The organism is Caldisphaera sp., from assembly GCF_049974385.1.
Classification (GTDB): domain Archaea; phylum Thermoproteota; class Thermoprotei_A; order Sulfolobales; family Acidilobaceae; genus Caldisphaera.
This window is the reverse complement of the sequence record NZ_JBMFIW010000012.1, coordinates 41,383-49,560: the sequence shown is the minus strand read 5'-3', so window position 1 is coordinate 49,560 and position 8,178 is coordinate 41,383. Positions and strand designations below refer to the sequence as shown.

Annotated in this window: 8 protein-coding genes; 5 read left to right on the top strand and 3 right to left on the bottom strand. The window is 30.2% G+C overall.

Annotated elements, in window-relative coordinates:
* Positions 1–199: 199 nt before the first annotated feature.
* Entirely contained in the window at positions 200–1,066 is an 867-nt protein-coding gene (locus ACP5GV_RS04535; RefSeq protein ID WP_428102514.1) for a hypothetical protein, read from the top strand.
* Here the strand turns inward: ACP5GV_RS04535 and ACP5GV_RS04530 are convergent.
* Positions 1,049–1,852, bottom strand: coding sequence for a hypothetical protein (locus ACP5GV_RS04530; protein WP_428090621.1), 804 nt, complete (start codon positions 1,850–1,852; stop codon positions 1,049–1,051). The genes ACP5GV_RS04535 and ACP5GV_RS04530 overlap by 18 nt on opposite strands.
* 271 nt (positions 1,853–2,123) lie before the next feature.
* Between ACP5GV_RS04530 and ACP5GV_RS04525 the strand changes: the two genes are divergently transcribed.
* The 4 genes from ACP5GV_RS04525 to ACP5GV_RS04510 all read left to right on the top strand — a co-directional run bounded on the left by ACP5GV_RS04525 (position 2,124) and on the right by ACP5GV_RS04510 (position 5,489).
* Positions 2,124–3,014 carry a DUF655 domain-containing protein gene (locus tag ACP5GV_RS04525; protein WP_428069930.1) on the top strand — a complete coding sequence of 297 codons (891 nt, stop codon included), beginning with the start codon at positions 2,124–2,126 and terminating at the stop codon, positions 3,012–3,014.
* Between the two features lie 17 nt (positions 3,015–3,031).
* The gene (rsmA, locus tag ACP5GV_RS04520) at positions 3,032–3,811 is read left to right on the top strand and encodes a 16S rRNA (adenine(1518)-N(6)/adenine(1519)-N(6))-dimethyltransferase RsmA (RefSeq protein ID WP_428069932.1); all 780 of its coding nucleotides are present in this window, start codon (positions 3,032–3,034) and stop codon (positions 3,809–3,811) included.
* 92 nt (positions 3,812–3,903) lie between these two features.
* Positions 3,904–5,139, top strand: coding sequence for an Nre family DNA repair protein (locus tag ACP5GV_RS04515; protein WP_428102511.1), 1,236 nt, complete (start codon positions 3,904–3,906; stop codon positions 5,137–5,139).
* A 110-nt stretch (positions 5,140–5,249) separates the two neighbouring features.
* The gene (locus ACP5GV_RS04510) at positions 5,250–5,489 is read left to right on the top strand and encodes a hypothetical protein (protein WP_292320878.1); all 240 of its coding nucleotides are present in this window, start codon (positions 5,250–5,252) and stop codon (positions 5,487–5,489) included.
* Here the strand turns inward: ACP5GV_RS04510 and arcC are convergent.
* Positions 5,476–6,393, bottom strand: a complete 918-nt coding sequence (gene arcC / locus ACP5GV_RS04505; RefSeq protein WP_428102509.1) for a carbamate kinase — start codon at positions 6,391–6,393, stop codon at positions 5,476–5,478. The two genes, ACP5GV_RS04510 and arcC, sit on opposite strands and share 14 nt — an antisense overlap.
* A 155-nt stretch (positions 6,394–6,548) precedes the next feature.
* Positions 6,549–7,964: an MFS transporter gene (locus ACP5GV_RS04500; protein WP_428102506.1), complete on the bottom strand. Its 1,416-nt coding sequence runs from the start codon at positions 7,962–7,964 to the stop codon at positions 6,549–6,551.
* Positions 7,965–8,178 lie beyond the last annotated feature (214 nt).

Genomic DNA, 8,178 nt, shown 5'->3' with positions numbered 1-8,178 from the left:
ACGTGAAATACCGCGGGTGTGGGTTCGGGTTATCCCGTGACCCTGGTGAAGCCCAAGGGCTGAGAATTAGATACAAATTCATGAAAATTCAATGAAGCCCAAACCCCTTCCTACCTTATCTATATAATAAAAAAGATTAACATTTCAAGCTCTAGAATATTTTTCTTTAATTGAGAAAAGCTGGGGTGGAAGAAGAAAATTGGTAGAAAAAATAAACAAAATATGCTCAATATGTAAGAAAAGACCCGCAATTTATTATAGAGCATATAGCGGTGAGTATATTTGTGCAAAATGCTTAAACAATGTAATTGAAAAAGGAGTTAAGAGAGTAATAAACAAAATCAAGATTTTAAGTATGGATAGCAAAATTGTTATACCGATAACATATTTTTCTCCAAGTTCTTCAGTTGTATTATCTAATATCCTATATAGAATAGAGAAACAATTCAAATCAAAAATAGCCATAATCATACCAAATAATTATAACATAGAAGAAATAAAAATTTTTTTGGACAATAAAGTCGATATATTTATTGCTAAGATTAGCATAAAGCCCCCAGATAGGCTATCACTAATTGAATGTCTAAGATATGAAAGAGCTTGGTCAATAAAAGCAGCTAAAGCCTTAGGTTATAATTTCATTGCATTGCCTATAACAAGAACAGACATATCTTTAATCTTATTAGACTCCTTATTAAATGGAAGAATTGAATTTATTTCTGAATCCCTTGAATTTTTAGATAACAATGGTATAAAAATATTTTATCCTTTTTCAGGCATTGAAGGAGAAATGCTAGCCTCTTATGAATTTATATCAGGAATAAAAATAAATCCTTTGTGCCTTACTTATATAAAATCAAAAAACATATTTTACTCAATTGCAGGTTCAAGACCTGAACTTGACTTTGGTAGCCAAAGAATTATTGAAAGATTTAACTATGCTGCAAACAAACTAGCAAAAACTAAATGCAAAATTTGTGGAGGGTTTTCAGATAATGAAATTTGCAATACATGTAATAAATTAAACTTAAAAAATATTGATGTAACGTTAAGCGTTGTCTCTTAATAAATTCAATAAAATTTCTCTTTCTTCTTTATTTAAATGAAGTTTAACACTTATTTTATCTTTTTCTTGCAAACTTGGGGGTTTTATTTCTCCATCATAAATGATATAACCTGAACTTACTATTTCTTCTAATAATCTATCATTATAAATTTTTCTCAGTTTTAATAATTGCTCCTTTAAGTTTATATCTTTTTTTATATCTTTCTCATCAAGAACAGCGCCACAAACCATGCAAGTCATATCCTGTATAACAGAATTAAAACCACAAACAGGGCATCTTATTGGTGTTGGATTGCCATAAGCGTTATAAAGCTGCCTTAAATTGTCTATTAAATCTGACGCATTAATTTTCTTAGCTATTTTATAAAGTCTAGGTGCACTCTTTGCAGCTAGCTCTGGTGCATATGCTATTAAAAATTCAATCCTATCTCTGGAATTTATCTCATCTCTTTCAATTAGCCTGCCTGCGATCACTTTCATAAATTGATCTTTTAAGTTTATGAATTTTTTCATTAAAGATTCTTCTGTAGGCTTGGTAACCCTAGATTCTACTATAGAAGTTATTATTTCTTCAACCAAATCCTTTATATCATCAGAGGTTAAATTAATTAAATCAAGTCCAAATCTATCAATTATTTCATTTGAAATATTACTTACAAAGTTATTAAACTCCTCATCACTGAGTTTTGCTTTTTTCTGCAATTTCTTTTTATTTTCGTGAATTTTATTGTTCTTTTCTTTACTTTCAGTATTGCTTTTAACTTTTTTCCTAGGCATACAGCTCAATCCAATCTAATTAATAAAAAGCTATCCTTAAATATTGCTGGCTTCTTAACTCTTATAAAAAATAAAGACCAATATTTTCCAGCCTTAAAGTAAAAATATTTATTGTAAAAATTTATAACATAATTATTTTCTATATTTACTTCTTTATATTTCAAATCTTTTTATTAAAAGCAAAGATTTATTTTCATCATAAACCCAAATCTCTATAATACCATTGAAGAATATAAATAGGATGGAACATCTTTAAAAATATAGAAGGGAGTGAGATTTAATGGAAGGTCAGAGGGCTCCACAGAAAAGAGAAGGGGAACATATAGCAGGAGTAGAAATAGAGGCAGTTATATTAGACTATATGGATAATGGTTACTATATGGATCCGCACCCATGGCATAAAGAAAAGCCTATAGCTCAAGCTATTGGAGTGAGAAAGTTTACTATACTAGATGGTATTCCTTTAGGACATAAGCTAGAATCTTTAGATGTGGTTACGTTAGCAAGAGAGACAGTAAAATCAGTAAACGAACCTTTAGACCCTATGGGTAAAAAGTTCAAAACATTTGATGTCTCATTAGCTTGTATACCAGGAGCTGATAAAAGAATATATTGTACTACAATATTTCCTGTTTCTCAAAGAATATCAGATTTGATAGATATATCACTTTCCGATCCAAATAGCGGGCTAGTTTATTTAAAAAATCCCTCTGACCTTTCAAAGGTTGCTAAAGAGAGAGGTCTTTCTGAAAAAATTTTAGCAGTACCAAGAACACCTATATCTTATAAAGATTTATCGGAAATAGCAAAAAGAACTTTACCAGAAGCTATTAAACTAATTATAAGGAAAAATGAAAAACTCTTTGTTGAATTCTTTAATATAGCTGAGCCAATAAACATAAGATTACATTCCATTGAGCTACTAAGAGGCGTTGGCAAGAAAACACTTAAATCACTCCTTGAAGCTAGGCAAAGTAAAAAATTTAGTAGCTTTGATGAAATCAAAAAAATATTAAAGGTTGATCCTGTTGATATTTTAGCTGATAAAATTATAGATGAAATTACAAACCAACCAAAATATTATTTATTTATTGAACCTAAAGAACCTAACATTTTGTTTTTAAATTATTTAGAGTTAATGAGAAAAAGTCTTTATCAAAAAACAAAATAAAGCTGAGGAGTAAATTAATGGAATTAAAAGAATTTTATTCTATATGTAATAATTTTGAAAAAAGAATTAAAATTAAACTCATTAAAAGAATTTCTCAGCATTTTTTACTCGATTGTAATTCGATAAAATTTTTTTATGATCAGTTACTTCAATTTAAAAACTACGATTTTCTTGAGGTTGGAACCGGTATAGGATCTATCACTATACCATTATCTATTCTTGCAAAAAGAATTATAACAATAGAAATAGATAGAAGGCTTTCTTACGTAAGAAATTTTTTACCGCATAATGTAGAATTTATAATAGGCGATGGAGCCAGCTTTGTAGATTCAACAAAAATACCTATTTTAGTATCTAATATGCCATATAATATAACTTCAAAAATATTAATAACTCTTGCAAAAAATAATAATATAAAATATGCTGTATTAGGAATGCAAAAAGAAGTTGGTAAAAGAATAACAGCAAATCCAGGAGAAGAGAGTTATGGTAGGCTAAGCATAATTATACAACTCCTTTTTAAAACAAAAATAGTTGGATACATACCATCGGAAAAATTTTTCCCAAAACCTAAAGTTGATAGCCTAATAATAGTTTTAGAGAGGAAAGATCTATGGAATGAGAATTTTACTAAGCTAGAAAAATTAACTTCTTGCTTGTTTTCTCAACGAAATAAAAAAGCTGAAAAGGTTATAAAAACATGTATCGATAAAGAAAATCTTATAGAATTTAATGTTAAAGGAAAAAGGGTTAAAGATTTAACACCTAATGAAATACTAAACCTTCTTAATACTTAATAACTGTTGTTTATTAAAAATAAATAGAAATCCCTTTAAAGTTTTATTAACTATTATTAAAAATGGAACTAAAGCGTATAAGGTGCTTCTTAGTGGCAAGAATACCGGCTGAATTATGCGCCAGATGCAAGGGATACAAAAAACTCTGCGGGCTGCCAAAATGCCCTATACTAGAAGAATTTAGATCTCAAGTAAATTCTTCTCTGAAAATAGTTGATAAAAATGCTGGAGGATCAACTCCTCCAAGTGGTCTTATAGGTGAATATGGGTATCCAAAAGTTTTATTTCATTACATGATACCTCCAGGGTTAAATGGGGATGAAGCCAAGTATAGAGATAATCCAATTCTATGGTCAATTAAAAAGGAGCCTCTAGAAAATATAATAAAAATGAGAAGTGAACTCGTATCAGCTATCATAGCCGTTGATATAAATAGACCCTGGGAATTATATCAGAACGAAATAGGATTAGCGATAATTTCTGAAAGGCCTGTTGACAGTGAAGTAATACTCAAAAGATATCCATTGCCAAAACTATCATTTGATGGTATAACAAAACCAGTTGGTCCCAGAGCTCCTGCTGAAAAAATAATTGTAAGGAGTAACCCTAAATTAAGTCAAGCTTCTGAAAAAATAATATGGGATGATCTAAAAGCAGAAAATGCTTTATGGAACTTATATAAGGAGGGAGTTGATGTTTATATTTTGCAAAATATGTTAAGCTTGGGTTTTTTAGGAAAGATAAAACAAAGGAGGCTTGTACCAACAAGATGGTCGATAACAGCAGTTGATGATACTATTTCCAAATATTTAAGGAAACATGTCAGAGGATTTAATGAAATAAATCAATATGAAATATATGAAGGTGAATATTTAAGTAATAGATTTTTAATAATATTATTACCGGGGGATATAGAATTTGAATGGATCGAAATATGGCATCCGTTATCAATATGGACTAAATATGCCGAGAAACCTGTTATAAGTAAGGTTGAAGAAGATGCGTTAGGAAGGGTTTCCACTTTAGATGGCGGATTTTCTGCCGCGAGACTTGCTGTATTAGAACATCTTTTTAACACAAAAAGAAAGGCAAGCATAGTTATTTTAAGAGAAATACTCTCATCTTATTATGCCCCTGTAGGAAACTGGCATATAAGAGAGACTGTAAGAAACTCTTTAATTAAAGGCTACAAATTTAAGACTAATGATATAAAAGAGATCAACAAATATGCAAGTAATTGGCTTAAAGCAGATCCAAATTATGTGCTAAAAGAGAGCTATCTATTAGAATATAGTTTAAAGAAGAGAAAGCTATCTGAATTTATTTAAAACATTTAATCAAGAAAATCTAAGTTAATATTTCTTTCTAAGCAATTTTATTAATATACCAAGTCTAAAACTATATACTTTTTGCTTACAGAGAGAACTATGGTGGAAAAATGTCTAAAGAAAACAAAATAAAGACGGTATTTGAGCCTATATACATGCTTAGTTATAAACCTTCTTCAGAATGCGAGTTCTTTAGCGTATTAGAAAGTAACGGGAACTATTATGTAAGGTGCAGAGCCATAGATTCTCTGATAACAAAGAGTAAAGTGAATAAATGCGAAAATTATTGGAAAGACTGCCCTTATAGAAAACTCGGTCTAAAGTCTCAAAGAGGGTTTAAGGAACTATAACAGTTCCAGATAAACCTTTTATCACATTACGAGCATCATCTAAATCTCCTATAATTGCAATTCCATTAGTTGATTCAACAAACTTTATAGAAGCTAATACTTTTGGACCCATAGATCCTTCTGGAAACATTCCTTTTTTATACAAATCGTGTAACTCGCTAACACTAACTTTTTCTAGCCATATTTCATCTTTTTTACCATAATTTATTGCAACTCCTTTTACGTCAGTTAATATTATAAATTTATCGGCCTTAATTTTTGTAGCTAATAATGAACTAGCTAAATCCTTATCAATTACTGCTTCTACAGGAATATAACTATCTTTACGTTTTATAACAGGAATTCCTCCCCCTCCTGCAGCTATAACTACATATTTTTCATCTAACAATTTTTTTATAATATCAATTTCCAATATATCAACTGGCATTGGACTTGGCACGACTCTCCTATAACCTCCTCTAGGGTCTTCCTTGAAAACCCAACCAAATTCTTTGGAGAGCCTTTCTGCTTGATCTCTTGTAAAATAACTTCCAACATATTTGGTTGGATTAGAAAACTCCTTATCGTTATCTAATACCAAGGTTCTAGTTAATACAGAAATTGTTTTTCTATCCTTTAAATAATTTGAAAATGATTGCTGTAGCATATACCCAATCCATCCTTGAGTCATTGCATCCGCTATATCTATAGTCAATGCTCTTTCTGAATTCATAGAATGCATCATTTCAAGAAGATAACCAACTTGAGGTCCATTTCCATGAGTTATGACCATATTGTCTTCACTTTCAATTGACTTAGCTATTATTTCTACGGCATTATTTATATTTTTCCATTGATCATCTACACTACCTTTATCCCCTTTTCTTAGTATGGCATTCCCTCCTAGTGCTATTAATAGCTTCATGAATATTCCCTCTGCTTGCTAATTATTTGATGGCAAGCTATAACATCTATGCCAGAGTATTAATTTGTTAACGTATAGTTAAACATTAAGCATTCTTATTAACCAATAAATTTTTGCGCCCACAATTAAAAATATAATTTTAAATAAAAACATATTTATTCCTTTATTATTCCCCCAAATTCTTTTGATAAAATATTCATTTCTTCAACTTCTTTGGTTATTTCTTCTAATGGTTTCGCTTTTGTTTCTGGAACTAATACTAAAGTTACAATTGCTGCTAGTATAGCTGTTGCAGATAGAAAACCAACAGCAAAGAACTGACCATATTTTACAAACAGTGCTGGAAATACAAATGAAGTTAAAGTAGCTCCTATTCTGCCAGAAGCAACTGCAATTGATTGAACTGTTCCTCTTACTTTTGTTGGTGCCAGTTCTACAGCAAATATTCCAGTGCCGCTAATTGATCCTGGTCCTGCTTGATTAGCTAAATTATAGCCGCCATAAAGAAGCAGTGCTAATAATGGAGAAAATCCATGCGATGAGCCGGTCAAATGTTCATAGATTGCAAATCCCAATAGAGATACTGCCATCCCGATATATCCATATATTTGTAATGGCTTTCTTCCTACTTTATCTATTAATCCTAGTGCAATTAATCCTCCAGGAATTACAAATAATGCCTCATTAACTATCTGAAAAGTTCCAGAATTTAACCCAAGTTTTGATGCTATTAGTGAAGGGCCAAACATTATCCCTGAGTATACTACTATATCATATAAAAACCATATTAGAGCTGCTGCTGAGAAATATCTCCAATATTTTTTAAAGTAATAAAAAGAAGATTTTTCATCTTTTAAATTGCTGTTTATATTTATTGAACTACCAGTTACTTCACTTATTACTTCTTTAAAGCCTTTTACGTCACCTTTAATTCTTCCTAAAAATCTAGCAGTTTCCGGTATTTTTCTCCTTAAATATATTACTGATGCTGCTGGAATAGCACCTGCAGCTAAAACTATTTTCCATATTAGCATCGAATTAAGTCCCAAATAAGATAATGTTAAATATATTATTGCACCAGTTGTTGCTCCAAACCCCCACATCAGACCAAATCCTAAAGCTAATATTTTACCTCTATCTTTGGCGTTAGAATGCTCCGTCATTATAATAGGAGATAATACGTAATCTGCTCCTACGCCAATGCCAAGTATCAGCCTAGCAATGATAAGTTCTTCTGGAGATTTTACAAAAGCTTGTAATAATGCCCCAATAGTTAGTATAGCAACGTCTACACCATAAAATGTTTTCCTTCCTTTGTTGGATAAAATTCCAAATATAATTGCCCCAACTGCAGCTCCCATTAATGCAGCACCAGATATTAAAGAAACATATAAAACATAGTTAGGATTCTTTGAGTTTATCCCAAAAGATGACAATACTGATAATAACACTATTCCAATAGATGACAAGTCATAACCATCTGTGAAAACTCCCATACCCGTTGTTATAAGAGACTTAAAATGAAACCAACTTAATTTTTTCTCGTCTAAAGGCTTAAACGGATTGCTCATATTATCTACCCAATTCTTTTAAAATCTATCTAGTTTATAAATTTTTCGACGTAGATCTATATAAATATATATATTATAAATATTATATATAGAATATAATTTTATTAAATTTTAGAAAATTAAACCTTATTTATTTAATAGATATCATTTATATTAATTAATATATTAGATTAAAATTATAATATTTTATTAAATTTTAATATCAGCCCAAATA

What these genes read in the sequence shown, in the direction of transcription:
- ACP5GV_RS04510 (WP_292320878.1), top strand. Translation starts at nt 5,250, where the DNA reads ATGTCTAAAGAAAACAAAATAAAGACGGTATTTGAGCCTATATACATG.
- ACP5GV_RS04500 (WP_428102506.1), bottom strand. Translation starts at nt 7,964, where the DNA reads ATGAGCAATCCGTTTAAGCCTTTAGACGAGAAAAAATTAAGTTGGTTT.
- arcC (WP_428102509.1), bottom strand. Translation starts at nt 6,393, where the DNA reads ATGAAGCTATTAATAGCACTAGGAGGGAATGCCATACTAAGAAAAGGG.
- ACP5GV_RS04525 (WP_428069930.1), top strand. Translation starts at nt 2,124, where the DNA reads ATGGAAGGTCAGAGGGCTCCACAGAAAAGAGAAGGGGAACATATAGCA.
- rsmA (WP_428069932.1), top strand. Translation starts at nt 3,032, where the DNA reads ATGGAATTAAAAGAATTTTATTCTATATGTAATAATTTTGAAAAAAGA.